Source organism: Streptomyces sp. NPDC045470, assembly GCF_040646595.1.
Lineage (GTDB): Bacteria > Actinomycetota > Actinomycetes > Streptomycetales > Streptomycetaceae > Streptomyces.
This window is the reverse complement of the sequence record NZ_JBEZAN010000001.1, coordinates 895,037-918,500: the sequence shown is the minus strand read 5'-3', so window position 1 is coordinate 918,500 and position 23,464 is coordinate 895,037. Positions and strand designations below refer to the sequence as shown.

General features: G+C 72.1%; 21 protein-coding genes. 11 read left to right on the top strand and 10 right to left on the bottom strand.

Annotated features, from left to right (window positions below; genetic code table 11):
* Positions 1 to 44 precede the first annotated feature (44 nt).
* Positions 45 to 398 carry a cytidine deaminase gene (locus AB0A97_RS04035; RefSeq protein ID WP_361144063.1) on the top strand — a complete coding sequence of 118 codons (354 nt, stop codon included), beginning with the start codon at positions 45 to 47 and terminating at the stop codon, positions 396 to 398.
* A gap of 120 nt (positions 399 to 518) precedes the next feature.
* Here AB0A97_RS04035 and AB0A97_RS04030 read toward each other — a convergent pair whose 3' ends face one another.
* A complete protein-coding gene (locus tag AB0A97_RS04030; RefSeq protein WP_361144061.1) occupies positions 519 to 2,066 on the bottom strand; it encodes an AMP-binding protein in 1,548 nt (515 codons plus the stop codon).
* A gap of 307 nt (positions 2,067 to 2,373) precedes the next feature.
* Between AB0A97_RS04030 and AB0A97_RS04025 the strand changes: the two genes are divergently transcribed.
* The 5 genes from AB0A97_RS04025 (at position 2,374) to era (ending at position 8,945) form a co-directional block, all read left to right on the top strand.
* Positions 2,374 to 3,975 (top strand): NAD(P)-binding domain-containing protein, encoded by a 1,602-nt coding sequence (locus AB0A97_RS04025; protein WP_361145250.1) that lies wholly within the window; start codon positions 2,374 to 2,376, stop codon positions 3,973 to 3,975.
* Positions 3,972 to 5,072, top strand: coding sequence for an alpha-hydroxy acid oxidase (locus tag AB0A97_RS04020; protein ID WP_361144058.1), 1,101 nt, complete (start codon positions 3,972 to 3,974; stop codon positions 5,070 to 5,072). The genes AB0A97_RS04025 and AB0A97_RS04020 overlap by 4 nt, the downstream gene beginning before the upstream one ends.
* Complete coding sequence (locus tag AB0A97_RS04015) at positions 5,069 to 6,547, top strand: cytochrome P450 (protein WP_361144056.1); 1,479 nt, start codon at positions 5,069 to 5,071, stop codon at positions 6,545 to 6,547. The genes AB0A97_RS04020 and AB0A97_RS04015 overlap by 4 nt, the downstream gene beginning before the upstream one ends.
* Positions 6,548 to 6,658: 111 nt before the next feature.
* Positions 6,659 to 7,927, top strand: coding sequence for a cation:proton antiporter (locus AB0A97_RS04010; protein ID WP_361144053.1), 1,269 nt, complete (start codon positions 6,659 to 6,661; stop codon positions 7,925 to 7,927).
* Between the two features lie 79 nt (positions 7,928 to 8,006).
* A complete protein-coding gene (gene era, locus AB0A97_RS04005; RefSeq protein ID WP_361144050.1) occupies positions 8,007 to 8,945 on the top strand; it encodes a GTPase Era in 939 nt (312 codons plus the stop codon).
* A gap of 41 nt (positions 8,946 to 8,986) precedes the next feature.
* Here era and AB0A97_RS04000 read toward each other — a convergent pair whose 3' ends face one another.
* The 4 genes from AB0A97_RS04000 to AB0A97_RS03985 form a co-directional block, all read right to left on the bottom strand.
* Complete coding sequence (locus tag AB0A97_RS04000) at positions 8,987 to 10,267, bottom strand: MFS transporter (protein WP_361144047.1); 1,281 nt, start codon at positions 10,265 to 10,267, stop codon at positions 8,987 to 8,989.
* Complete coding sequence (locus AB0A97_RS03995; protein WP_361144046.1) at positions 10,264 to 11,655, bottom strand: GH1 family beta-glucosidase; 1,392 nt, start codon at positions 11,653 to 11,655, stop codon at positions 10,264 to 10,266. Before AB0A97_RS03995 ends, AB0A97_RS04000 begins: the two co-directional genes overlap by 4 nt.
* Positions 11,656 to 11,733: 78 nt before the next feature.
* Entirely contained in the window at positions 11,734 to 12,000 is a 267-nt protein-coding gene (locus AB0A97_RS03990) for a protealysin inhibitor emfourin (protein WP_361144043.1), read from the bottom strand.
* A 61-nt stretch (positions 12,001 to 12,061) separates the two neighbouring features.
* Positions 12,062 to 13,126, bottom strand: coding sequence for a M4 family metallopeptidase (locus tag AB0A97_RS03985; RefSeq protein WP_361144040.1), 1,065 nt, complete (start codon positions 13,124 to 13,126; stop codon positions 12,062 to 12,064).
* Between the two features lie 302 nt (positions 13,127 to 13,428).
* Here AB0A97_RS03985 and leuA point away from each other — a divergent pair, with 302 nt between their 5' ends.
* The 4 genes from leuA (at position 13,429) to AB0A97_RS03965 (ending at position 17,997) form a co-directional block, all read left to right on the top strand.
* Positions 13,429 to 15,216, top strand: coding sequence for a 2-isopropylmalate synthase (leuA, locus tag AB0A97_RS03980; RefSeq protein WP_361144037.1), 1,788 nt, complete (start codon positions 13,429 to 13,431; stop codon positions 15,214 to 15,216).
* Positions 15,217 to 15,466: 250 nt separating this feature from the next.
* The gene (locus AB0A97_RS03975) at positions 15,467 to 16,192 is read left to right on the top strand and encodes a TerB family tellurite resistance protein (protein WP_361144035.1); all 726 of its coding nucleotides are present in this window, start codon (positions 15,467 to 15,469) and stop codon (positions 16,190 to 16,192) included.
* A gap of 136 nt (positions 16,193 to 16,328) precedes the next feature.
* Complete coding sequence (gene recO, locus AB0A97_RS03970; RefSeq protein ID WP_125047120.1) at positions 16,329 to 17,075, top strand: DNA repair protein RecO; 747 nt, start codon at positions 16,329 to 16,331, stop codon at positions 17,073 to 17,075.
* Between the two features lie 103 nt (positions 17,076 to 17,178).
* The gene (locus tag AB0A97_RS03965) at positions 17,179 to 17,997 is read left to right on the top strand and encodes an isoprenyl transferase (RefSeq protein WP_361144031.1); all 819 of its coding nucleotides are present in this window, start codon (positions 17,179 to 17,181) and stop codon (positions 17,995 to 17,997) included.
* Positions 17,998 to 18,074: 77 nt separating this feature from the next.
* Here AB0A97_RS03965 and AB0A97_RS03960 read toward each other — a convergent pair whose 3' ends face one another.
* The 4 genes from AB0A97_RS03960 to AB0A97_RS03945 form a co-directional block, all read right to left on the bottom strand.
* Positions 18,075 to 18,503, bottom strand: a complete 429-nt coding sequence (locus AB0A97_RS03960; RefSeq protein WP_031001961.1) for a transcriptional repressor — start codon at positions 18,501 to 18,503, stop codon at positions 18,075 to 18,077.
* An 85-nt stretch (positions 18,504 to 18,588) separates the two neighbouring features.
* Positions 18,589 to 19,509, bottom strand: coding sequence for an iron chelate uptake ABC transporter family permease subunit (locus AB0A97_RS03955; protein WP_361144028.1), 921 nt, complete (start codon positions 19,507 to 19,509; stop codon positions 18,589 to 18,591).
* A 16-nt stretch (positions 19,510 to 19,525) separates the two neighbouring features.
* Positions 19,526 to 20,299, bottom strand: a complete 774-nt coding sequence (locus tag AB0A97_RS03950) for a metal ABC transporter ATP-binding protein (protein WP_361144025.1) — start codon at positions 20,297 to 20,299, stop codon at positions 19,526 to 19,528.
* Positions 20,300 to 20,369: 70 nt separating this feature from the next.
* A complete protein-coding gene (locus AB0A97_RS03945) occupies positions 20,370 to 21,359 on the bottom strand; it encodes a metal ABC transporter substrate-binding protein (protein WP_361144022.1) in 990 nt (329 codons plus the stop codon).
* Positions 21,360 to 21,558: 199 nt separating this feature from the next.
* On the opposite strand from AB0A97_RS03945, the gene AB0A97_RS03940 reads away from it, so the two are divergent.
* Positions 21,559 to 22,941 (top strand): glycine--tRNA ligase, encoded by a 1,383-nt coding sequence (locus tag AB0A97_RS03940; protein WP_361144021.1) that lies wholly within the window; start codon positions 21,559 to 21,561, stop codon positions 22,939 to 22,941.
* Positions 22,942 to 23,047: 106 nt separating this feature from the next.
* Here AB0A97_RS03940 and AB0A97_RS03935 read toward each other — a convergent pair whose 3' ends face one another.
* Positions 23,048 to 23,455: a hypothetical protein gene (locus tag AB0A97_RS03935; protein WP_361144018.1), complete on the bottom strand. Its 408-nt coding sequence runs from the start codon at positions 23,453 to 23,455 to the stop codon at positions 23,048 to 23,050.
* Between the last annotated feature and the right edge of the window lie 9 nt (positions 23,456 to 23,464).

Sequence of the window (23,464 nt, the reverse complement as noted above, 5' to 3'; positions counted from 1 at the left end):
CCCCCTCGTGCCCGCCGGGCCGCCGGACGCATATGCTCGCCCGTATGAGCGAAGCCGCACCGCTGGACCCGGAAGACCGCAAGATCATCACGCTGGCCCGTTCCGCGCGCGCCCGCAACGGGGTGCCGGAGGGCGCCGCCGTCCGTGACGAGACCGGGCGCACCTATGTCGCGGGGACCGTCGCCCTGGAGTCGTTGCGGCTCAGCGCGTTGCGTACGGCGGTCGCCATGGCCGTCGCGAGCGGCGCGCGGTCGCTGGAGGCGGCGGCCGTGGTGACCGAGGCGGAGGCGGCCTCGGACGAGGACCGCGCGGCCGTGCGGGACCTCGGCGGCGCCGGTACGCCGGTGCTGGTCGCCGGTCCGGACGGCACGCTGCGGGCCACGGTCCAGGCGGGCTGACGTAGGGGTGGGTGACGGCCCGCGGGCTGACGGGCCGGCGTAAGGGCTGATCGACGGGCTGAGGGGCCGGCGTGTGAGCCGATCGACGGGCTGACGGGCCGGGCCTGAGGGCGGCGGTCCTCACTCCGCCGCCCGGTCCGCCCGTACCCGCTCCAGCAGCGCCTTCTTGTCCGGTTTGCCGCTCGCCGCCACCGGCACCTCCGGTATGACGGTGATCGTGGCGGGCACGCTCGCCGGGCCCAGCGCGGCGGCGACGTGGGCACGCAGTGCCGCGAGGCCGGGGCGCCGGTCCGCCGCCGGTACGACGAACGCGTGGGCGGCCTCGCCGGTCCGTTCGTCCGGCGCGCCCACGACGTACGCCTGGTCGACGTCCGGGTGCCCGGCCAGGGCCTGTTCGATCGCCCCCGCGTAGTGCAGGACGGCGTTGACGATGACGACGTCCCGGGTGCGCCCGGTGAGCCGCAGGAAGCCGTGCTCGTCGAGGCGGCCGAGGTCGCGGGTGCGCACCCAGCCGTCCCGCAGGACGGCGCGGGTCTCCTCCTCGTCCTGCCGGTAACCGGCCAGCGCTCCGGCCGTACGGACCCAGATCTCACCGGTGGCGCCGTCGGGGAGGGGCCGCCCGTCGGCCGGGTCCCGTACGTCGATGTCCACCCCGTCCAGGGGCCGCCCCACCGAGCCGTACGCCGTGTCCGGGTGGCGGGCCAGGTCGTCGGGGGTGAGCAGGGTGAGCATGCCGGTCTCGGTCTGTCCGTAGCCCTGGTGCACGACGGGGCCGAGCCGTTCGGCCGCCTCGGCGAGCCGGTGGGGCGCCAGGGGAGATCCGGCCACGAGGAGAGCCCGCAGGCTCGTGAGGTCCATGGTGTCGTCGGGGGCGGTGCGCAGGAAGTTGAGGATGTGGTGCAGCCGGGGGACGGTCAGCAGGCAGGCGGTGATGCGGTGCCGTGCGAAGACCTCCGGGAAGGACAGGGGCGGCTCCGGGATGACGGCGGTGCCGCCGCCCAGCAGGCACAGTCCCAGGTGCTCGAAGATCACCGCGCTGGTGAGGGTGCCGAAGAGCAGGAAGCGCGCGTAAGCCGCCGCGAGGGCGCCGGTCCGCGCGGACCGGCGGGCGGGCTGCCACGACCAGCTCGCGGTCAGGCTGCGGTAGGTGTGCGCGCACTCCTTGGGCTGTCCGGTGCTGCCGCTGGTCAGGGTGATCAGGGCGATGTCGTCCGGGCGGCCGTGTGCCACGAGGTCGTCGGGGGAGGCAGGTTCCCGGGTGGTCAGCAGGTCCTTTTCCAGGCCGAGCCGGGTGCCGGGGCCGACCGCTGCGAGGAGTTCGGTGGCGGCCGACGGCTCGTCGTGCACGAGGACGTCGACGCCGTCGGCCAGGACGCGGGCGAGATGGCCCGGTGGCAGGCCGGGGCGCAGGCCGGTCAGCCGGGCGCCCAGCAGACGCACCGCGAGGTGCAGGGCGAACGCCTCGGGGGTGACGCCGGCGGCCACCGCGACGGACGACCCCGGGCCGACGCCCGCCGCGCGCAGTCCGCGCACACAGCGGCCGGTCAGGTCCAGGACCGCACGGCGCGGAACGGCGCGCCCCCGGTGTTCGAACGCCGGTACGTCCGGCTGCCGGTGGAAGGCGTCGACGAGGGCTTGTGGGAAAGGACTTGCGGTCGGCTGGCTCATTTCGTGTCCGCTCCGGTGGGTGTGAACGGCTGAAATGTGTCACGGGACCGGCGGGGCAAGCGGGGCCGGGAGTGCGGGAGAGTAATGCGGCGACCCGCCGGTGCGCGACAGAAGGGCGTTCCGGGTAAAAGTCCCGGACCTTGTGACACTGGCTTGTGCAGCGTACTCGCAAACCTTGGATTGAGTGTGACGCAGATCACTTATATGCACTCTGGTGCCGTTCTTTAATACTCAAGTACTGTCGGCTTCCGCTCCATCTCCATACCCCCGCAGGTGACAGGAGAATTGCGTGAGCCACGACGAAACGATGGACTATCTGGTGGTCGGTGCCGGCCCCGCGGGATTGCAAGCCGGATATTTCCTGCAACAGGCCGGGCGCAGCCATCTCATCGTGGAGTCGGGCGCGGCTCCCGGTGAATTCTTCACCCGCTTTCCCCGGCACCGCACCCTCATCTCGATCAACAAGGTGCACACCGGGTGGGACGACCCCGAGCTGAACATGCGCACCGACTGGAACTCGCTGCTCTCCGACGAGCGCACCCCGCTGTTCACGGCCCGCACCCCGCGCTATTTCCCGGACGCCGACGAGATGGTCGGCTACCTCGCCGACTTCGCCGCCACCCACCGCATCCGCGTCCGTCACCACACGCGTATCACCGAGATATCCCGGCCGTACGGGGGTCCGGACGGACCCGGCGACTTCCTCGCCCGCGCCGCCGACGGCACCGCCTACCGCGCGCGGCGGATCATCGTGGCGACCGGCGTCACCCGCCCGTACATCCCCGCCATCGAGGGCGTCGAGACGGTCGAGCGCTACGACGAGGTCTCCGTCGACCCGGCCGGTTTCACCGGGCAGCGGGTGCTGATCATCGGCCGTGCCAACTCCGCGTTCGAGACCGCCGACAACCTCATCGAGACCGCCGCCGTCATCCACGTCGCCGGGCCCGGCTCGCTGAAGCTCGCCTGGCAGACCCATTTCGTGGGACACCTGCGGGCCGTCAACAACAACTTCCTCGACACCTATCAGCTCAAATTGCAGAACGCGGTGCTGGACGGAAACATCGAGCGTATCCGGCAGCAGCCGGACGGCTCCTACGTGGTGTCCGTGTCCTTTTCCCGGGTCAACGAGGTCGTCAAGGACATCGCTTACGACCGGGTTATCCTCGCCACCGGGTTCCGCTTCGATCCGTCGATATTCGCCCCGGACTGCCGGCCCGAACTCGCCGTCAACGACCGTTTCCCGGCCCAGACCGACGCCTGGGAATCCCCGAACATCCCCGGTCTGTACTTCGCCGGCACCATCACCCAGGTGCGCGATTTCAAGAAATCGACCAGTGGTTTCATCCACGGCTTCCGGTACGGCGTACGGGCCCTGCACCGCATCCTGGAAGCCCGCCACCACGACCGTCCCTGGCCCGCCCGCGCCCTGCCCGCCACCACCGAGGCGGTCACCGACGCCGTGATCGCCCGCGTCAACCGCAGTTCGGCGCTCTTCCAGGTCTTCGGCTTCCTCGGCGACGCGGTGCTCGTCGACCGGGACGGCGCGGTCCGCTACTGCGAGGAAGTCCCCGTCGACCACCTGCACACCGCCGTCGCCGACGGCGGCTTCGGCGAGGTCGGCTCCTACTTCACCGTCACCCTCGAATACGGCGAGGACCACGACAAGGTCAACCCCTTCGACATCACCGCCGGCCGCGTCTCCCAGCAGGACACCACCGGCCTGGACGGCCGCTATCTGCACCCGGTCGTGCGCGCCTTCGACGGCGCCGCCCCCGGCAAGGCGACCGCCGAACACCACCTCACCGAGAACCTGGAGAACGAGTGGGACAGCGAGGAGGTCCACCGCGTACCCCTGCGGACCTTCCTGCGCCCCCGGCTCACCGGCCCGGCCCCGGCGGCCCGGCCGTGATCCCCACCCTCGCCGACCTGCGCGAGCGGGCCCGGGAGCGGCTGGACCCCCGGGTGTACGACTTCTTCGCAGGGGGCGCCGGAGGCGAGACGGCGCTCCACGAGAACGAGGCGGCGTTCCGCAGGCTCGCCCTGCTGCCGCGCGTCCTGCGCGGGGCGGCCGACCGCGACCTGTCCGTGACGCTGTGCGGCGACCGCCTCGCGCTGCCCGTCCTGGTCTCGCCCACCGCCTTCCACCGCCTCGCGCACCCCGAGGGCGAGCTGGCCACCGCCCGCGCGACGGCGGCCGCCGGCACGGTCCTGGTCACCGGCATGGCGGCGACCGTGCCGGTGGCCGAGGTCACCGCCGCCGCCCGCGCCGTGCAGGCCGACGCGGCCGTCTGGTTCCAGCTCTACCTCCAGCCCGAACCGGACGTCACCCTCGCGCTCGTCCGCAGGGCGGAGCGGGCCGGCTGCTCGGCGCTGGTCGTCACGGTCGACTCACCCGTCTTCGGCCGCCGCGAGCGGGACGCCCGGCACGGCTTCGACGACCTGCCCGCCGGCCTGGCCGCCGAGAACATGCGCGGCCTGCCCGGCGCCCCCGACGACCGCCCCCGCGACATCGCCATGTCCCCGGGGCTGTCCTGGGACGACCTGCGCAGACTGCGGGCGCGGACCCGGCTGCCGGTGCTGCTCAAGGGCGTCCTGCACCCCGGGGACGCGCGGATCGCCGTCGCCGAGGGCGTGGACGGACTGCTGGTCTCCAACCACGGCGGCCGGCAGCTCGACGCCGCACCGGCGAGCGTCGAGGCGCTGCCCGCCGTGGCCGAGGCGGTCGCGGGCCGGGTGCCGGTCCTCCTGGACGGCGGCGTCCGCCGGGGCTCCGACGCCGCCGTGGCCCTCGCGCTGGGCGCGTCGGCCGTCGGTGTCGGCCGTCCGGTGCTGTGGGGACTGGCCGCGGACGGCGAGAAGGGCGTCCGGCACGTACTGGAGCTGCTGCGCGCGGAGTTCGACCACGTGCTGGCACTGTGCGGCGGCGCCGGCCCGGCCGACCTCGGGCCGGACCTCGTCGTCGCGCGGGGGAGCGTCCGGGGCGTACGGAAGGGGGCGGACGGATGAGCCGCGCCCGGGCCACCGGCCGCCTCCCCGTACCCGGCCGCCCCCGGCTCTCCGTCCGCCCCCGCACCGTCCGGCTGCTCGCCGCCACGGCCGCCGCCCTCTCCGTCCCGTACTGGCTGCCGCGCTCCGTCGTCGCCGCCCGCGTCGCGCTCTTCGCCCGGATCAACGGCGACGAGGGCATCGCCTTCCCGAACGCCGCCGTCCCCGCCGAGCGCTTCCAGGAGGTCTACTCCCACCCGGCCGCCAACGGCCGCAGCCGCGGCGCCGCCCTCTCGGACCTTTTCTGGTACTGGCTCGCGCCCGGCCCCGAAGTGCACCAGGAACACCTGGAGGACGGCCCGCGCTACGACGACGTCGCCCGCACCACCCTCACCGTGCTCGCCGGGCCCAGCCAGGACCTGTCCGCGGCGGCGGCCCGCCGCACCGCCGCCGTGCTCGACGGACGGGGCGTCGGCCGCGCCACGTTCGTACGGCTGCGCGACCTGATGATGCCGGTCTGGGCGGAATTCTTCTACGGCCTCGTCTTCCGCGAACCGTGCCCGGCCGACGTCCGGCGCCTGATCGTCGACAACGCCGAGGACGTGGTCGACGCCCTGAAGTGCACCCGGCCACGCCACCTGGCCCGCCGGGCCCGGCTCACCCGCCACCTGCGGCAGCGCATCGCCGCCGGACACGTGCCGCCGCGCCACCTGCCGGGCTCCCTCACCCCCGAGGAGCAGGCGTACTACCTCCAGGGCACCTTCTTCAACACGGCCGTCGTCCAGCTTTCCGAAGCCATGGCCCACCTGCTGCTCGTCCTGGCGCAACACCCGGACGTACAGCGGAAGCTGGCCGCCGCGCCGGACGACGACCGGTACTTCGCCAACGTCCTCGACGAGACGCTGCGCCTCTACCCGCTCTTCGGCGTCGCCCACCGCATCAGCACGGACGACATCCCGCTCGGCCCGGACGCCGTCATCCCCGCCGGCTCCGTCCTGTGCTTCAACTACCCCGACTACCACGCCACCGGCTACGCCGACCCGGACGTCTTCGACCCCGCCCGCTGGGAACACCTCGTCGCCAAGAACCAGCACCACATCCCGTTCGGCGTCGCCGCCAACCGGCCCTGCCCGGCCTGGCGGCTCGCCCCGCTGGTCATGCGCGCCGCGACCCGCGAGGTACTGAGCCGCTTCACCCTCCACTCCGACGTCGCGCACACCCGCTCCATCCCGCACCGTGCCCCCTGCCTGCTGGTCCGGCGCGACCGCCCGCTGCCGCCCCACCGGCTGTTCGCCGCCCGCGCCTTCCTGCGGGTGCGCGACCGGTGGGAGGACGTGTGGCGCAGCTGCGTCCAGCTCGTCCTCGGTACGTGGATGGTGCTGGACGCCCGCCGCCTGCGTCCGGCCGAGCGGTACTTCGCCGCCCACGACACCCAGGGGGCCCCGCTGCCGACCGGCACCGACGGACCGGCGCGCTGCCCTTATCCGCACGCCTGATCCGCCTCCCTGATCCGCGAACCTGACCCGCACCCCCGGTCCGTACGTCCGCCCGCCCGGCCCGTACGCCTGATCCGCACACCCTCCCCGCGAGCCGAAGGACCCTCCGCCATGACCGTCACGGAGTTAGGGCCGGTCTTCTTCCTGGCCGTCGTCGTCATCCTGCTCGTCTGCCGGCTCGTGGGACGCGCCCTGCGCGCGCTGGGCCAGCCGCCCGTGGTGGGGGAGATGGTCGCCGGGGTGGTGCTCGGGCCGTCCGTGCTGGGTCTGCTGGCGCCCGGCCTGGAGACGGCCCTCTTCCCGCCGGAGCTGCGGCCCGCGCTGTACGTCGCCGGGCAGATCGGCCTGGTCGTCTTCATGTTCCAGACCGGGTACGAGTTCCGCTCGGCCGGCATCCGGGCGGTGGCGAGGCCGGCCGCGATGATCTCGGGGGCCGGGATCTTCGTACCGCTCGCGCTGGGCGTGGGGCTGACCTACGCCGTGCACGGCCGGGTCGACGTCTTCCCGGCGGACGTGTCCGTCGCCGTCTCCGCCCTCTTCGTCGGCGTGACCCTGGCCATCACCGCGTTCCCCATGCTGGCCCGGATCATCACCGAGCGGGGCCTGACCGGCACCCGCTTCGGCTCGCTGTCCCTGGCGTCCGGAGCGGTGGACGACGCGCTGGCGTGGGTCCTGCTCGCCGGCGTGCTGAGCCTGACCGGCACCGGCAGCGGGCCGCTGGTCGTCGCCCTCGCCGGGAGCGCCGGCCTGGTGGTCGCCCTGGTCCTGCTCGCCCGCTCCGGGACCCGGCTCACGGGCCTGGTGAACCGCCGCAGCCCCGACGAGCTGCTGCTGATCACCGTCGTCGTGCTGTTCATCGCCGCCTGGTACACCGACCGCATCGGCCTGTACGCCGTCTTCGGCGCGTTCAGCCTGGGCGTGGTCTTCCCGCGCGCCGCGGCGGTGGACCGGGCCGTCGAGACGATCGCGCCCATCAGCCGGATCGTCTTCCTGCCCCTGTTCTTCACCTACTCCGGCCTGAACACCGACTTCGCGCTGCTGGCCTCGCCCGGCCTGCTGCTGTTCACCGCGGGCTGTGTCGCCGTGGCCGTCCTCGGCAAGCTGGGCGCCTGCTGGCTGGCCGCGCGGCTGGCCGGCGAGGAGGGCGGGGTGGCGCTGCGCATCGGCACGCTGATGAACGCGCGGGGCCTGATGCAGCTCATCGCGATCAACATCGGCCTGGCGGCCGGCATCGTCACCCCGTCGATGTTCGCGGTGCTGGTCGTGGTCGCGCTGGTGACGACGGTGATGGCGTCGCCGATGCTGACCCTGTGGGAACGGATCGACGCGCGCCGGGCGCCGGACCGGCCGCCGGCCGAGCGGGTCGGCGCCGCGCCCTGAGCCCGGCCGCCCGTCCCGTACGGCCGGAGCCCGGCCCTGGTGGTCGGCACGGCCCCGCCGATCGGGGACAATGGGCGCCATGAGCGTTCGTACAGAGTCCTCCGCCCAGCACCGCGCCGGCTTCGCGTGCTTCGTCGGCCGCCCGAACGCGGGCAAGTCGACCCTCACGAACGCTCTGGTCGGCACGAAGGTGGCGATCACCTCCAACCGCCCGCAGACCACCCGGCACACCGTGCGCGGCATCGTGCACCGCCCGGACGCCCAGCTCGTCCTGGTCGACACCCCGGGCCTGCACAAGCCGCGCACCCTGCTCGGCGAGCGGCTCAACGACGTCGTACGGACCACCTGGGCCGAGGTCGACGTGATCGGCTTCTGCCTGCCCGCCGACCAGAAGCTGGGCCCCGGCGACCGCTACATCGCGGCCGAGCTGGCCGGGATCAAGAAGACCCCGAAGATCGCCATCGTCACCAAGACCGACCTGGTGGACTCCAAGCAGCTCGCCGAGCAACTGCTCGCGGTCGACCAGCTCGGCCGGGAGCTGGGCATCGAGTGGGCGGAGATCATTCCGGTGTCGGCGGTGGGCGACCAGCAGGTGCAGCTCGTCGCCGACCTGCTCGTCCCGATGCTCCCGGAGAGCCCCCCGCTCTACCCCGAGGGCGACCTCACCGACGAGCCCGAGCAGGTCATGGTCGCCGAGCTGATCCGGGAGGCGGCGCTCGAAGGCGTACGGGACGAGCTGCCGCACTCCATCGCGGTCGTCGTCGAGGAGATGCTGCCGCGCGAGGACCGCCCGGCGGACAAGCCGCTGCTGGACATCCACGCCAACGTCTACATCGAGCGGCCCAGCCAGAAGGGCATCATCATCGGCCCCAAGGGCAAGCGGCTCAAGGACGTCGGGGTGAAGTCCCGCAAGCACATCGAGGCGCTGCTCGGCACGCCGGTCTTCCTCGACCTGCACGTGAAGGTCGCCAAGGACTGGCAGCGCGACCCGAAGCAGCTCCGCAAGCTCGGCTTCTGAGGCCGGACCGCTGAGACCGGACCGCTGAGACCGGCCGTTCCTCACTCCACCCCGCGGATCCGCCGCACCAGCAGCGCCCCGGCCAGCCCGATGCCCGCCGCGACCAGGTACAGCACCCGGTAGCCGCCGAGGTAGGTCACGACCGGCGCGGCCAGCGCGGGGGCGGCCACCTGCGGCAGCGAGTTGGCGACGTTGATGACGCCGAGGTCCCGGCCCCGGTGGGCGGCGGCCGGCAGCACGTCCGTCATCAGGGCGAAGTCCACCGACGTGAAGACGCCGAAGCCGATGCCCAGCAGCGCGGCGGCGACCAGCGCGCCGGTCCAGGTCTGCCACCCGGCGAGCAGCGCGGTGGCCGCCGCCATGATCACGCCGGACCAGAGCACGAACGGCTTGCGGCGGCCCGAACGGTCCGACCACACCCCGCCGACGACGACGGTGGCGAGCAGCATCACCCCGTTGACGGCGGTCAGGATCAGCACGCCGTCCCCCGGGCGGGGCCGGTGCAGCGCGTCGCGCAGGTAGTAGAGCAGGTACAGCAGCGCGATCGCGTTGCCGAGGTTGACCAGGAAGCGGGTCAGCCACGCCCACGCCAGGTCGGGATGGCGGCGCGGGCTGATCCAGAACCCGGCGAGGAACGGCCGCCACGCGAACGGCGGCCGGTCGCCGGGCCCGATCCGCCGGTCCCGGTGCCGCAGTACGAACGGCAGCGTGGCCAGCACCGTGAAGCCGGCGCAGGCCAGGTACCCCGCCGTGACGCCGCCCGCGACGGTGGCCAGGCCCGTACCGGTCACCACGCCCAGGATCTGCGCCGCGCCCAGCCAGCCGCCCACCGCACCGCGCCGGAGGTGCGGGACGCGGTCCGGTACGGCTGCGGTGACCGCCGCGAAGGCGGCGTTCAGCGTGAGCTGCACCAGGCACCACCCGGCCGCCATCACGGCGACGTTCCGGGCGGTCGCCAGCAGGCACAGTGCCGCCGCGCCGCCGAGGACTCCGGCCGCGATCCACGGCGTACGGCGCCCGAACCGCGACACCGTACGGTCCGACAGCGCGCCGAAGAGCGGGTTGGCGACGAGCGACACCGCGGCGCCCAGGCCCGTCACCCACGCCAGCACCGACTCCTTCGACGAGCCGGGCGGCGCCAGCCCGGCCGCCTGGAGGGCCAGCAGGACCTGGATCGGTCCGTACCAGCCGACCCAGATCGCCCCGTTGGCCAGCGCCAGCGCCGCGGTCCAGCCGCCGCCCACCCGCTCGGCCGGCTCGGCGAGGTCCCCGGACGTGCCCGCGGAGTCCCCGGGCGTGCCCGCGGCCCCCGCGTCGGTCACCGCTGGGCCCGTAGCGCGTCCCGCAGCCAGTGGTACGAAGCCTTCGGGGTCCGGGTCAACGTGTCGCGGTCGACGTGCACCAGTCCGAACCTGCGGGCGTAGCCCTCCGCCCACTCGAAGTTGTCCAGCAGCGACCAGACGAAGTAGCCGCGGACGTCGACCCCGGCGGTGATCGCGTCGTGCAGGGCCCGCAGGTGCCCGTCCAGGAAGGCGATCCGCTCCCGGTCCTCGACGCCCTCGTACGAGCAGCCGTTCTCGGTGATGACGACGGGCGGCAGGCGGTCGCCGTACTGGTCGCGGAATCCGGTCAGCAGCTCGGTCAGCGCCGCGGGCACGACCGGCCACCCGAAGTCCGTCAGCGGGTACCCCTTGATCTCCCGTGGCGCGAACGGCAGCCCCGGCGGCAGCTCGATCCCCGCGAAGTCGACCGGTCCGGCGCCCTCCGCCGCAGGCGCGCCCACCTTCGTCGGCTGGTAGTAGTTCACCCCGTACCAGTCCAGCGGTTCACCGATGATCCGCAGGTCCTCGTCCACCGGACCGGCCCCGGACAGCAGCGGCCCCGTCAGCTCCTCCTCCGGATAACGCCCCAGCAGCACCGGCTCCGCGAACAGGCGGTTCAGCAGCAGGTCGTACAGCCCGGCCGCCTCCTGATCGGCGGCCGACTCCGACGCGGCCCACGTCGGCCCGTGCGAATTGGCGATCCCGATGCCGCCCGCACCCCTCGCCCGCAGCGCCTGCGCGGCCAGCCCGTGGCCCAGCAGCAGGTGGTGTGCCACGGGCAGCGCCCCGAACCCCAGCTCCCGGCCCGGCGCGTGCTGCCCCAGCCCGTATCCCAGCAGCGTCAGCTCGGCGGGCTCGTTGAGCGTGATCCACCGGTCCACCCGGTCACCGAGCCGCGCCGCCACGGCGTCCGCGTACGCCGCGAACCGCCGCGCCGTGTCCCGTTCCAGCCACCCGCCCGCCGCCTCGACGGCCTCCGGCGTGTCCCAGTGGAAGAGCGTCGGCACCGGCCGGACGCCCGCCGCGCACACCTCGTCGACCAGCCGGTCGTAGAAGTCCAGCCCCGCTGCGTTGACCCGCGGGCCGCCGTCCGGCATCACCCGCGGCCAGGCGACCGAGAACCGGTACGCGTCGGCCCCCAGCTCCTTGATCAGCGCGACGTCCTCGCGGTACCGGTGGTAGTGCCCGGTGGCGACCCGGCCGTCCGAGCCGTCCTTGACCCGCCCGGCCCGCTCCACGAAGGCGTCCCACACCGACCGCCCGCGCCCGTCCTCGTCCACCGCCCCCTCGATCTGGTAGGCGGACGTCGACACCCCCCACACGAACCCCGCGGGAAAGCGGGGCAGCGCACCCGACGAGGACCCACCCGGCGCACGAGAACCGTCCATGGCCCGGGATACTGGTTACCGTCGGGAACGGGTGTCAAGAGGCGTGCGGGCGGCGGGAGTCGGCCACCCGGTGGCCGGTCAGCAGCCCTCCTTCAGCACTCTGCTGATCAGCTTGCGCTGTTCCGCGGTGAGACGGGGGTCGGAGGCATAGACCGTACGGCCGTCGATGGTGATCTGGTAGCTGAAACCGTCGGGGACGCCTACCGGGGGCGTACCCCGGCCGGCGGCGGCTGCCTGCTCGGCCAGGGCGTGCCATTCCGCGGCATCGGGGCGGCCGGAGGTGTCGACCTCGGCGTGGCGCTCGATACCGGCGAAGCCGCCGGTGCGTCGTACTTGAATCCGCATGACGGGCTTCCTACCCAGTGGGGCTCGGGGAAACGGACAGATCGGGCCAGATGGTGGCGGATCAGGTGGCGGGTACGCCCACCTGGGACCAAGCCTTCTGGAGGGCCTGGAGGACGTCGCCCTCACCGTACTCGGTGCGCGCGGTGGCCACCGTGAGGCGGGCGAAGTCGTCGAACTGGGCGTCCTTGTCGAGTTGGCCGCCGGTCAGCGTCTTGTACCAGATCTGGCCCGCCCGCTCCCACGCGTTGCCGCCGAGAGCCGTGGCGAGCAGGTAGAAGGCGTGGTTGGGGATGCCGGAGTTGATGTGCACGCCGCCGTTGTCGCGGGAGGTCTTGACGTAGTCGTCCATCGTCGCGGGCTGCGGGTCCTTGCCCAGGACGTCGTCGTCGTACGCGGTGCCCGGGGCCTTCATCGAGCGCAGCGCCTCGCCGGTGACGTTCGGACCGAGCAGTCCGGCGCCGATCAGCCAGTCGGCCTGGGAGGCGTTCTGGCCGAGCGCGTACTGCTTGATCAGGGCGCCGAAGACGTCCGACATGGACTCGTTGAGCGCGCCGGACTGGCCGAAGTAGTCCAGGTTGGCGGTGTGCTGGGTGACGCCGTGGGTCAGCTCGTGGCCGATGACGTCGACGGGGATGGTGAAGTCGAGGAACAGGTCGTTGTCGCCGTCGCCGAAGACCATGCGCTGGCCGTCCCAGAAGGCGTTGTCGTAGTTCTCGCCGTAGTGGACGGTGGCGTTCAGCGGCAGCCCGGAGTCGTCGATGGAATGCCGGCCGTAGACCTTCAGGTACAGCTCGAAGGTGGCGCCGAGGCCCGCGTGCGCGCGGTTGACGGAGGCGTCCTTGGACGGCTTGTCGTCCTCGGAGTGCACCTTCTTGCCGGGCAGCACCTCTTGGCGCTTGGCGTCGTAGATGGTGCGGTTCGGCTTGTCCGACGCGGTGCCGGTGGGCGCGCCGAGGCCGCGGACGGTGGTGATGCGGCGGCGGGTGCGCTGCAGGGCGTCGTGCTCCAGGGTGCGCAGGGCGCGCTGGGAGCGGTCGGTGTCCTCCAGCCGGGACAGCGTGTCGAGGACGTGGGGCGGCACGATCGTGCAGAAGACGGGGTGGCTCTCAGTGGCTTCAGGGTTCATGCACGGCAATGTGGCACTGGGTCATCAGCGTGTCACTCCCTGGCGCCATGATTCCTGAAAACGTGTGGTAGATCGTGGTTCGGGGGTTACGTGGGCCCGGTCCCGCATACTGATACGGGGCCGCGGGTTCCGCGTCACCTCGGCTAGGGTGCGGTGCATCATGCGTTACGGGCTGCTTCTCCTTAGCTGCCGCGGCGAGGGTCTGTTGTCGTAGGCCGACCCCCTCCCCGCGGGATTCGGTGCTGCGATTTTCGCCCCGTCGGCCTCTTCCCCCGCGGACACACGAGGAGCCCCGCGCCACCATGACGAATCCGTCGATCCCCGCCCAGAACGCTGAGAACGCCGTCGGCCGCCCCACCCCCGTCACGAACGCGACGCACACCCAGAAGCCCTCCGGCCTGCCGGTGCACCGCTACCGCGGCTACGAGGCCGTCGACATCGCCGACCGCACCTGGCCGGACAACCGCATCACCCAGGCCCCCCGCTGGCTGTCCACGGACCTGCGTGACGGCAACCAGGCGCTGATCGACCCCATGTCGCCGGCCCGCAAGCGCGAGATGTTCGACCTGCTGGTGAAGATGGGCTACAAGGAGATCGAGGTCGGCTTCCCCTCGTCCGGCGCCACCGACTTCGACTTCGTACGGTCGATCATCGAAGAGGGCGCGATCCCCGAGGACGTCACGATCTCCGTCCTGACGCAGGCCCGCGAGGAGCTGATCGAGCGGACCGTGGAGTCGCTGCGCGGCGCCCACAAGGCCACCGTCCACCTGTACAACGCCACCGCGCCGGTCTTCCGCCGGGTGGTCTTCCGCGGCTCGCGCGAGCAGGTCAAGCAGATCGCGGTGGACGGCACGCGGCTGGTCGTGGAGTACGCGGAGAAGATCCTGGGCCCGGAGACGGCGTTCGGCTACCAGTACAGCCCGGAGATCTTCACCGACACCGAGCTGGACTTCGCGCTGGAGGTCTGCGAGGGCGTGATGGACGTCTGGCAGCCCGAGGAGGGCCGCGAGATCATCCTGAACCTGCCGGCCACCGTCGAGCGCTCCACCCCCTCCACGCACGCCGACCGCTTCGAGTGGATGTCGCGCAACCTGTCCCGGCGCGAGCACATCTGCCTGTCCGTGCACCCGCACAACGACCGCGGTACCGCGGTGGCCGCCGCCGAACTGGCGATCATGGCCGGTGCGGACCGGATCGAGGGCTGCCTGTTCGGGCAGGGCGAGCGCACCGGCAACGTGGACCTGGTCACCCTGGGCATGAACCTGTTCAGCCAGGGCGTGGACCCGCAGATCGACTTCTCGCAGATCGACGAGATCCGCCGTACTGCCGAGTACTGCAACCAGATGGAGATCCACCCGCGCCACCCGTACGCGGGCGACCTGGTCTACACCGCCTTCTCCGGCTCCCACCAGGACGCCATCAAGAAGGGCTTCGAGGCCATGGAGGTCCAGGCCGCCGAGCAGGGCAGGAGCGTGGACGACCTGGAGTGGGCGGTCCCGTACCTGCCCATCGACCCCAAGGACGTGGGCCGCTCCTACGAGGCCGTGATCCGCGTCAACTCGCAGTCCGGCAAGGGCGGCATCGCGTACGTCCTGAAGAACGACCACAAGCTGGACCTGCCGCGCCGGATGCAGATCGAGTTCTCGAAGACGATCCAGGAGAAGACCGACGCCGAGGGCGGCGAGGTCACGCCGGACGCGATCTGGTCGGTCTTCCAGGACGAGTACCTGCCGACCCCGGAGAACGCCTGGGGCCGGATCGCGCTGCGCAGCGCGCAGACCTCCACGACGACCGAGGGCACCGACGCGCTGACCGTCGAGGCGGTCGTGGACGGCGCCGACACGGTCCTGACCGGTACCGGCAACGGTCCGCTGGCGGCGTTCTTCGACGCGCTGCACGCGATCGACGTGGACGTACGGCTGCTGGACTACGTCGAGCACACGATGAGCGAGGGCGTCGGCGCCCAGGCCGCCGCGTACATCGAGTGCGCGATCGGCGACAAGGTGCTGTGGGGCGTCGGCATCGACGCGAACATCGTGCGCGCCTCCATCAAGGCGGCCGTCTCCGCGGTCAACCGCGCGAGCCGCTGATCACCGGGCCGTTGTGCGGCCGGTGCCCCCGGCTTCCGGTCCTGACCGGAACCCGGGCCGCCCACCGGCTGTGACCTGCGATGTACCGAGCGTCCCCCGGCTCTCTCCGCGAGCGCCGGGGGGCGCTCGGGCGTTCAACCGGTTTAAACGGCCGTCTGGTCCGGTCCGCACTACTGACGTCGCATCACGGATGTGGCTAACATCACGTCAACGCGGCAAAGATGCCGGAGCGTTACGGAGGGTCGACGTGATGCACAAGCTGGCTGTGATGGGTGTGCGGACGTCCTGGCGCACCGTCGCCGACGGCGAGTTCTTCTGCCCCGAGTGCGGCGGGGACCGCAACTACCTCCGGCGGACCGGCCGCCGGCGTCTCACCGTCCTCGGTGTGCCGCTGCTGCCGCGCGGCACCGCGGGCCCGGTCGTCGAGTGCTCCGCCTGCCGCGGCCACTTCGGGCTGGACGCGCTGGACCACCCCACCACCACGCGCTTCTCGGCGATGCTCAGGGACGCCGTGCACACCGTCACGCTGGCCGTGCTGGCCGCCGGCGGCACGGCCTCGCCCGGGGTGCGCGGCACCGCGGTGGGCACGGTGCGCGCCGCCGGCTTCGCGGACTGCACGGAGGACCAGCTGCTGACCCTGCTCGCCGCGCTCGCGGCGGACACCGGACGGCTGCCCGGCGCGCACGACAACGCCCTGTCGCGCGCCGCCTCCGGAAGCCTCGGCCGCCCCGGCGGCGGCCTCGACCCGTGCGGCACGGCGCTGGCCATAGAGCTGCACGAGGCGCTGGAGCCGCTGGCGCCGCACCTGGCCCCGGCGGGCCGGGAGTCGCTGCTCCTCCAGGGTGCCAGGATCGCCCTGGCCGACGGCCCGTACCTGCCGTCCGAGCGCGAGGTCCTGACCACCGTGGGCGCCGCCCTGCTGCTGTGCCCGGACGACACCGCCCGGCTGCTGGCGGCGGCCCGTACGCCGTCCTGAGCGGTTCCGGGCGCCCCGGGCGGCCCCCCCCGGGGGGCGCTGAGTGCTCCGAGTGCCCTGGGAGACCCGTACGGGGCCGCCCGGCCGGGCCCGCCCGTGTGCCGCCGCCCCCGCCGGGTGCGCGAGAATGGAGCGCATGAGTCTGTTCCGCGATGACGGCATTGTGCTGCGCACCCAGAAGCTGGGCGAGGCGGACCGGATCATCACGTTCCTCACGCGCGGTCACGGCCGGGTACGCGCCGTGGCCCGGGGTGTACGCCGTACGAAGTCCAAGTTCGGCGCCCGCCTGGAGCCGTTCTCCCACGTCGACGTGCAGTTCTACGCCCGTGGCAGCGAGCTGGTCGGGCGCGGCCTGCCGATGTGCACCCAGAGCGAGACCATCGCCGCCTACGGGGGCGGCATCGTCACGGACTACGCCCGTTACACCGCCGGTACGGCCATGCTGGAGACCGCCGAGCGGTTCACCGACCACGAGGGCGAACCGGCCGTGCAGCAATACCTGCTGCTGGTCGGCGGACTGCGCACACTCGCGCGCGGCGAGCACGAACCGCACCTGGTGCTGGACGCCTTCCTGCTGCGCTCGCTCGCGGTCAACGGCTACGCCCCCAGCTTCGACGGCTGCGCCAAGTGCGGCCTGCCCGGCCCGAACCGGTTCTTCTCCGTGGGGTCGGGCGGTGTGGTGTGCGGCGACTGCCGGGTGCCCGGCAGCGTCGTACCCTCCTCCGAGGCCATCGGGCTGCTGGCGGCGCTGCTGTCCGGCGACTGGGCGACGGCGGACGCGTGCGAACCCCGGCACGTCCGCGAGGGCAGCGGGCTCGTCGCAGCCTACCTGCACTGGCACCTGGAGCGCGGCCTGCGCTCGCTGCGGTACGTAGAGAAATAGATAGGCTCAGCAGCTCGGGGGCGACCGCCGGCCGGAGACGAACGGCGGTCCGGACACGACGGCAGCACGCACCACGCACTACGGCATAGGAGATGTGGACCGGATGGCACGACGCGGATTCCTGGGGCGCGGCCGACGCACGTACGAGACGCCCGAGCCGCACCCGTCCGGTGCGCGTCCGCCGAAGATCCCCGGCGAGCTCGTCCCGAACCACGTGGCGGTCGTCATGGACGGCAACGGCCGCTGGGCCAAGGAGCGCGGTCTGCCCCGCACCGAGGGCCACAAGGTCGGCGAGGGCGTCGTCCTCGACGTGCTCAAGGGCTGCATCGAGATGGGCGTCAAGAACCTGTCGCTGTACGCCTTCTCCACCGAGAACTGGAAGCGCTCGCCCGACGAGGTCCGCTTCCTGATGAACTTCAACCGCGACGTCATCCGCCGCCGCCGGGACGAGATGGACGCGCTGGGCATCCGGATCCGCTGGGTCGGCCGGATGCCGAAGCTGTGGAAGTCCGTGGTGCAGGAGCTCCAGGTCGCCCAGGAGCAGACCAAGGACAACGACGTCATGACGCTGTACTTCTGCGTCAACTACGGCGGCCGGGCGGAGATCGCGGACGCCGCGGCGGCCATCGCGGCCGATGTGCGGGCCGGGAAGCTGGACCCGGCGAAGGTCACCGAGAAGACCGTCGCCAAGTACATGTACTACCCGGACATGCCGGACGTGGACCTGTTCGTCCGGCCGTCGGGCGAACAGCGCACGTCCAACTACCTGATCTGGCAGAGCGCCTACGCCGAGATGGTGTTCCAGGACATTCTCTGGCCGGATTTCGACCGGCGGAACCTGTGGGACGCCTGCCTCGAATACGCCAAGCGGGACCGCCGTTTCGGCGCCGCCCCGGAGGCGGAGCCCGCGCCGCAGCAGTGAGCCCGTACGCGAAAGCGGCCGGTCCCCTGAGCCAGGGGGCCGGCCGCTTCCGTGTGCCGCTGCCGGTGCGCTCCGCGTCAGGCGGAGCCGGCGGCCGCCTTGGCGGCGCACTCACCGCACGTACCGAAGATCTCGATGGTGTGCCCGACGTCCTGGAAGCCGTGCTCGGCGGCGATCTGGTCCGCCCACTTCTCCACGGCCGGACCCTCCACCTCGACGGCCTTGCCGCAGTTGCGGCACACCAGGTGATGGTGGTGGTCGTCGGTGCTGCACCGCCGGTAGACGGCCTCGCCGTCGTTGGTCCGCAGCACGTCGACCTCGCCCGCGTCGGCGAGGGACTGCAACGTCCGGTAGACCGTGGTCAGCCCGACCGAGTCCCCCCGGTGCTTGAGCATGTCGTGCAGTTCCTGCGCGCTGCGGAACTCGTCCACCTCGTCCAGTGCCGCTGCCACGGCGGCCCGCTGCCGCGTCGACCGGCCGCGCACCGGAGATCCAGCGCTCGCCACCGTTGCCTCCCTAGGTCTCGGGACGTCCCCCTGCACATCAGTCCGGCCATTGTGCCAGGTGATGACCGGAGCCCGGGTGCAACGCTTACGCAGATGCCTGTCCCTTGGCCCCCGGCACGCTGACATCGTCGCCGGGGGAGCGGCTGCCGGGCAGATCCAGAGTGCACTGTTCGGCGGCTCTGGCGGCGGCCCGCGCGCGCTTTCTGGCCAGCGGGGCGGCCAGCGCCGCCATCAGCGCGAAGACCGCGATGGCCAGCAGCACGATGCTCGCGCCGGGCGGCACGTCCACGTAGAAGGAGAAGACCGTACCGGAGAGGGTGACGACGACGCCGATGGCGACGGCCAGCGCGAGGGTCATCGCGAAGCCCCGGGTGGCCTGTTGCGCGGCGGCCACCGGCACCACCAGCAGCGCGCTGACCAGCAGCAGGCCGACGGCGCGCATCGCGACCGTGACGGTGAGCGCGGCGGTCACCGCGAGCAGCAGGTTCAGCCACCGCACGGGCAGGCCCATGACCCGGGCGAACTCCTCGTCCTGGCAGACGGCGAACAACTGCCGGCGCAGCCCGAGGGTGACGGCCATCACGAAGGCGGCCAGCAGGCAGGTGACCGTGACGTCCTCGGCGGAGACGCTGGTGATCGAGCCGAAGAGGTAACTGGTGAGGTTGGCGGTGGAGCCGCCGGGCGCCAGGTTGACGATCAGCACACCGCCGGCCATACCGCCGTAGAAGAGCATCGCCAGCGCGATGTCCCCGCGGGTACGGCCCTTGGAGCGCACCAGCTCCATGGCGATCGCGCCGAGCGCGGCGACCAGCACGGCCATCCACACGGGCGAGGTGCGCAGCAGGAAGCCCAGCGCGACGCCGGTCAGCGCGACATGGCCGATGCCGTCGCCCATGATCGCCTGGCGGCGCTGTACGAGGTAGATGCCGACGGCCGGCGCGGTGACGCCGACCAGGAGGGCGGCGAGCAGCGCGCGCTGCATGAAGGCGTAGTTCAGGAGGTCCATGTCAGGTCAGTCCGTCTCAGGTCAGCAGCCCGGTCCGGACCGGCTCGGCGGCCGGGTCCGCGTGCGGGTGGACGTGGTCGTGGCCGGGCAGGGCGTGCTGGCCCACGGCCTCCGGGGGAGGCCCGTCGTGCACCACACAGCCGTCGCGCAGCACCACCGCGCGGTCGATCAGCGGCTCCAGCGGGCCCAGCTCGTGCAGGACGAGGAGCACGGTGGCGCCCGCCGCGACCTGCCCCCGCAGCGTCTCGGCCAGCACCTCCTGGCTGGCCAGGTCGACCCCGGCCATCGGCTCGTCCATGATCAGCAGCTCGGGTGCGCCGACCAGCGCGCGGGCGATCAGCACCCGCTGGTGCTGGCCGCCGGAGAGCGCTTCGACGCAGTCCTTGGCGCGGTCCGCCATGCCCACCAGGTCCAGTGCCCGGTGGACGGCGTCCCGGTCGGCCCGGCCGGGCCACTTCAGCTTCGTACGGGAGAGCCGGCCGGAGGCGACGATCTCGCGGACGGTGGCGGGCACGCCGCCCGCCGCGGTGGTGCGCTGCGGGACGTACCCGATGCGCGCCCAGTCCCGGAACCGGCGCTGCGGGGTGCCGAACAGCTCCAGCTCGCCGCTGGTCAGCGGCACCTGGCCGACCACCGCGCGGACGGCGGTGGACTTCCCGGAGCCGTTGGCGCCGAGCAGGGCCACCACCTCGCCGCGCCGTACGGTCAGGTCGACGCCGCGCAGGACGGGGCGCGCGCCGAGCGCCGCACCCGCCCCGCGCAGCGATATGACCGTGTCCTGGTCCTTCATGGCCGCATCCTCCCGTCGTGCCGTACGTGCTGGTCCCGCCCCGTCATCGGCCGCCGTGCCGTCCGCCCGGTCACTTGGCGCCGAGCGCCTTCTGGAGCGCCGCGAGGTTGGCCTCCATGACCTGGACGTAGTCCTTGCCCCGGGACTTCTCGGTGATCCCCTCGATGGGGTCGAGCACATCGGTCTTCACGCCGAGATCCTTGGCCAGGGTCCGGGCCATCGCGGGGCTGGTCAGCGTCTCGAAGAAGACCGTGTTGACGTGGTGGTCCTTCGCCAGCTTCTGCAACTCCTTCATCCGGCTGCCGCTGACGTCGCCCGACTCGGGGTCGATGCCGTTGATGGCTTCCTCGGTCAGGCCGTAGCGCTCGGCGAGGTAGCCGAAGGCGGCGTGGGTGGTGATGAAGGTGTCCGACTTCTTGTTCTTCAGGCCGTCCTGGAACTTCTTGTCCAGGTCGGTCAGCTTCTTGACCAGGTCGTCGGTGTTACGGGCGTAGTCCGCCTTGTGTGCGGGGTCGGCGTCCGCGAGGGTCTTGCCCACGCCCTTGGCGACCTCGGCGAGCTTCACCGGGTCGAGCCAGAGGTGCGGGTCGTTGCCGTCGCCCTCGTGATCGTGGCCTTCGTGGCCGTGCTCGTCGTGGCCGGTGCCGTTGTCACCGGTGGTGTGGGCGTGGCCGTCGACCTCCGAGCCGTGCTTCTTGAGCTGGGTCAGGGACGCCGCGTCGACGGTGTGCTGCACACCGGACTGCTGGACGGCCTTGTCGACGGCGGGCTGCACGCCCTTGAGGTAGACGATCGCGTCGGATTCGCCGAGGTCGGCGATCTGGCGGGGGCTGAGCTCCAGGTCGTGCGGCTCGGTGCCGGGCTTGGTCAGGTCGGTGACCTGGACGTGGTCCTTGCCGATCTCCTTGGCGAGGAACTCCATCGGGTAGAACGACGCCGTCACGTTCAGCTTGCCGTCGGCCTTGCCCCCGCCCGAGTCGGAGCAGGCGGAGAGGGTGAGCACGCCGAGTACGGAGGCTCCGGCCAGGACGGCGGTGGGTATGTGACGTCGTACGTTCATGACACTCATTTTCAACAAAAGTGGAAACGATTGTCAACAACGGGCCCCGGGGCGGGCTGCCGGGGAACCGATTTGATCCGGGGGGCAGGGCCGCCGGTAACCTGAGTTATTCGCCCGCGCGCATCCCGACCGCCGCCCCTCAATGAGGTGCAGGGCGCCGCCTTGTCCACCCGTTCGTCGTCGCAATGAAGAGAGCACCGTGGCCGCCGACAAGATCGACACAATCGTCAGCCTGAGCAAGCGCCGTGGCTTCGTATACCCGTGCAGTGAGATCTACGGCGGCCAGCGCGCCGCCTGGGACTACGGTCCGCTCGGCGTCGAGCTCAAGGAGAACATCAAGCGCCAGTGGTGGCGTTCCATGGTCACCTCGCGCGACGACGTGGTCGGTATCGACTCGTCGGTGATCCTGGCCCCCGAGGTCTGGGTGGCCTCCGGCCACGTCGCGACCTTCACCGACCCGCTGACCGAGTGCACCGCCTGCCACAAGCGGTTCCGTGCCGACCACCTCGAAGAGGCGTACGAGGCCAAGCACGGCCGCCTCCCCGAGAACGGCCTGACCGAGGTCAACTGCCCGAACTGCGGCAACAAGGGCCAGTTCACCGAGCCCAAGCAGTTCTCCGGCCTGCTCTCCACCCACCTCGGCCCGACCCAGGACAGCGGCTCCGTCGCCTACCTGCGTCCCGAGACCGCGCAGGGCATCTTCACCAACTTCGCCCAGGTCCAGCAGACCTCCCGCAAGAAGCCGCCGTTCGGCATCGCGCAGATGGGCAAGTCCTTCCGCAACGAGATCACGCCCGGCAACTTCATCTTCCGGACCCGCGAGTTCGAACAGATGGAGATGGAGTTCTTCGTCAAGCCGGGCGAGGACGAGCAGTGGCAGGAGTACTGGATGGAGCAGCGGTACAACTGGTACCGCGACCTCGGCCTGCGCGAGGAGAACATCCGCTGGTACGAGCACCCCGCCGAGAAGCTCTCGCACTACTCCAAGCGCACCGCCGACATCGAGTACCGCTTCCAGTTCGGCGGCTCGGAGTGGGGCGAGCTGGAGGGCGTCGCCAACCGCACCGACTACGACCTGTCCTCGCACGCCAAGGCGTCCGGCCAGGACCTGTCGTACTTCGACCAGGAGGCCGGCGAGCGCTACACCCCGTTCGTCATCGAGCCCGCGGCCGGTGTCGGCCGCGCGATGCTCGCCTTCATGCTCGACGCGTACACCGAGGACGAGGCGCCGAACGCCAAGGGCAAGATGGAGAAGCGCACGGTGCTGCGCCTCGACCCGCGCCTGTCGCCGGTCAAGGTCGCCGTGCTGCCGCTGTCCCGCAACCCGCAGCTCTCGCCGAAGGCCAAGGGCCTCGCCACCGACCTGCGCAAGAACTGGAACATCGACTTCGACGACGCGGGTGCCATCGGCCGCCGCTACCGCCGCCAGGACGAGATCGGCACGCCGTTCTGCGTCACCGTCGACTTCGACACCCTGGACGACAACGCGGTCACCGTGCGCGAGCGCGACACGATGAAGCAGGAGCGGGTGTCGCTGGACCAGATCCAGGCGTACCTGGGCGCGCGACTGCTCGGCTGCTGACCCTTCGCGGGGCGCCGCCGCGCGGAAGAGACGGCCTCGAACGCCGGCCGGACTGGAATTTCCCAGCCCGGTCGGCGTTCGTGCTCCGCGTGATCGCCGCCTGGCGTCACCGGGCCGGTCGCACGGCGAGCGCCGCGCAGGTGATCGCCAGCGGCAGCTCCGCGCCGACCGCCATGGCCAGGGCGCCCACCAGCTCGCTGCCCGGCCCGGCCGTCGCCACGTCGGCGCACGCGTCGGCGAGGAGCAGGACCGCGGCCGTCGCCGCGGCGGCCCGGTGGCCGGGCCGCCCGTTCACCAGCCGGGTGCCGGCGACCAGCAGGCACGCCGCTTCCACCGCGTCCAGCGCCACCCAGGCCGCCGCCTCCGGGGGCGGCAGGGTTCCCGCCAGGTAGCCCATCCACGGCAGCAGGGCGAGTCCGGCGCCGGTCAGGATGCGGCCCGCCCAGGTACGGCGGGGCGCCGCCAGGGTGAAGGCGCGTTCCGTGCAGGGGGAGTTGAAGGCGATGAGTGCCATGGGTGCGCC

Bases quoted from the DNA above. Each gene is read 5' to 3' on its own strand.
- AB0A97_RS04035 (WP_361144063.1), top strand. From the start codon at position 45: ATGAGCGAAGCCGCACCGCTGGACCCGGAAGACCGCAAGATCATCACG.
- AB0A97_RS03990 (WP_361144043.1), bottom strand. From the start codon at position 12,000: ATGCGGATTCAAGTACGACGCACCGGCGGCTTCGCCGGTATCGAGCGC.
- AB0A97_RS03955 (WP_361144028.1), bottom strand. From the start codon at position 19,509: ATGGACCTCCTGAACTACGCCTTCATGCAGCGCGCGCTGCTCGCCGCC.
- AB0A97_RS03975 (WP_361144035.1), top strand. From the start codon at position 15,467: ATGCACAAGCTGGCTGTGATGGGTGTGCGGACGTCCTGGCGCACCGTC.
- leuA (WP_361144037.1), top strand. From the start codon at position 13,429: ATGACGAATCCGTCGATCCCCGCCCAGAACGCTGAGAACGCCGTCGGC.
- AB0A97_RS03950 (WP_361144025.1), bottom strand. From the start codon at position 20,299: ATGAAGGACCAGGACACGGTCATATCGCTGCGCGGGGCGGGTGCGGCG.
- AB0A97_RS03995 (WP_361144046.1), bottom strand. From the start codon at position 11,655: ATGGACGGTTCTCGTGCGCCGGGTGGGTCCTCGTCGGGTGCGCTGCCC.
- AB0A97_RS04010 (WP_361144053.1), top strand. From the start codon at position 6,659: ATGACCGTCACGGAGTTAGGGCCGGTCTTCTTCCTGGCCGTCGTCGTC.
- recO (WP_125047120.1), top strand. From the start codon at position 16,329: ATGAGTCTGTTCCGCGATGACGGCATTGTGCTGCGCACCCAGAAGCTG.
- AB0A97_RS04030 (WP_361144061.1), bottom strand. From the start codon at position 2,066: ATGAGCCAGCCGACCGCAAGTCCTTTCCCACAAGCCCTCGTCGACGCC.
- AB0A97_RS04025 (WP_361145250.1), top strand. From the start codon at position 2,374: ATGGACTATCTGGTGGTCGGTGCCGGCCCCGCGGGATTGCAAGCCGGA.
- AB0A97_RS03935 (WP_361144018.1), bottom strand. From the start codon at position 23,455: ATGGCACTCATCGCCTTCAACTCCCCCTGCACGGAACGCGCCTTCACC.
- AB0A97_RS03965 (WP_361144031.1), top strand. From the start codon at position 17,179: ATGGCACGACGCGGATTCCTGGGGCGCGGCCGACGCACGTACGAGACG.
- era (WP_361144050.1), top strand. From the start codon at position 8,007: ATGAGCGTTCGTACAGAGTCCTCCGCCCAGCACCGCGCCGGCTTCGCG.
- AB0A97_RS04015 (WP_361144056.1), top strand. From the start codon at position 5,069: ATGAGCCGCGCCCGGGCCACCGGCCGCCTCCCCGTACCCGGCCGCCCC.
- AB0A97_RS03985 (WP_361144040.1), bottom strand. From the start codon at position 13,126: ATGAACCCTGAAGCCACTGAGAGCCACCCCGTCTTCTGCACGATCGTG.
- AB0A97_RS03945 (WP_361144022.1), bottom strand. From the start codon at position 21,359: ATGAACGTACGACGTCACATACCCACCGCCGTCCTGGCCGGAGCCTCC.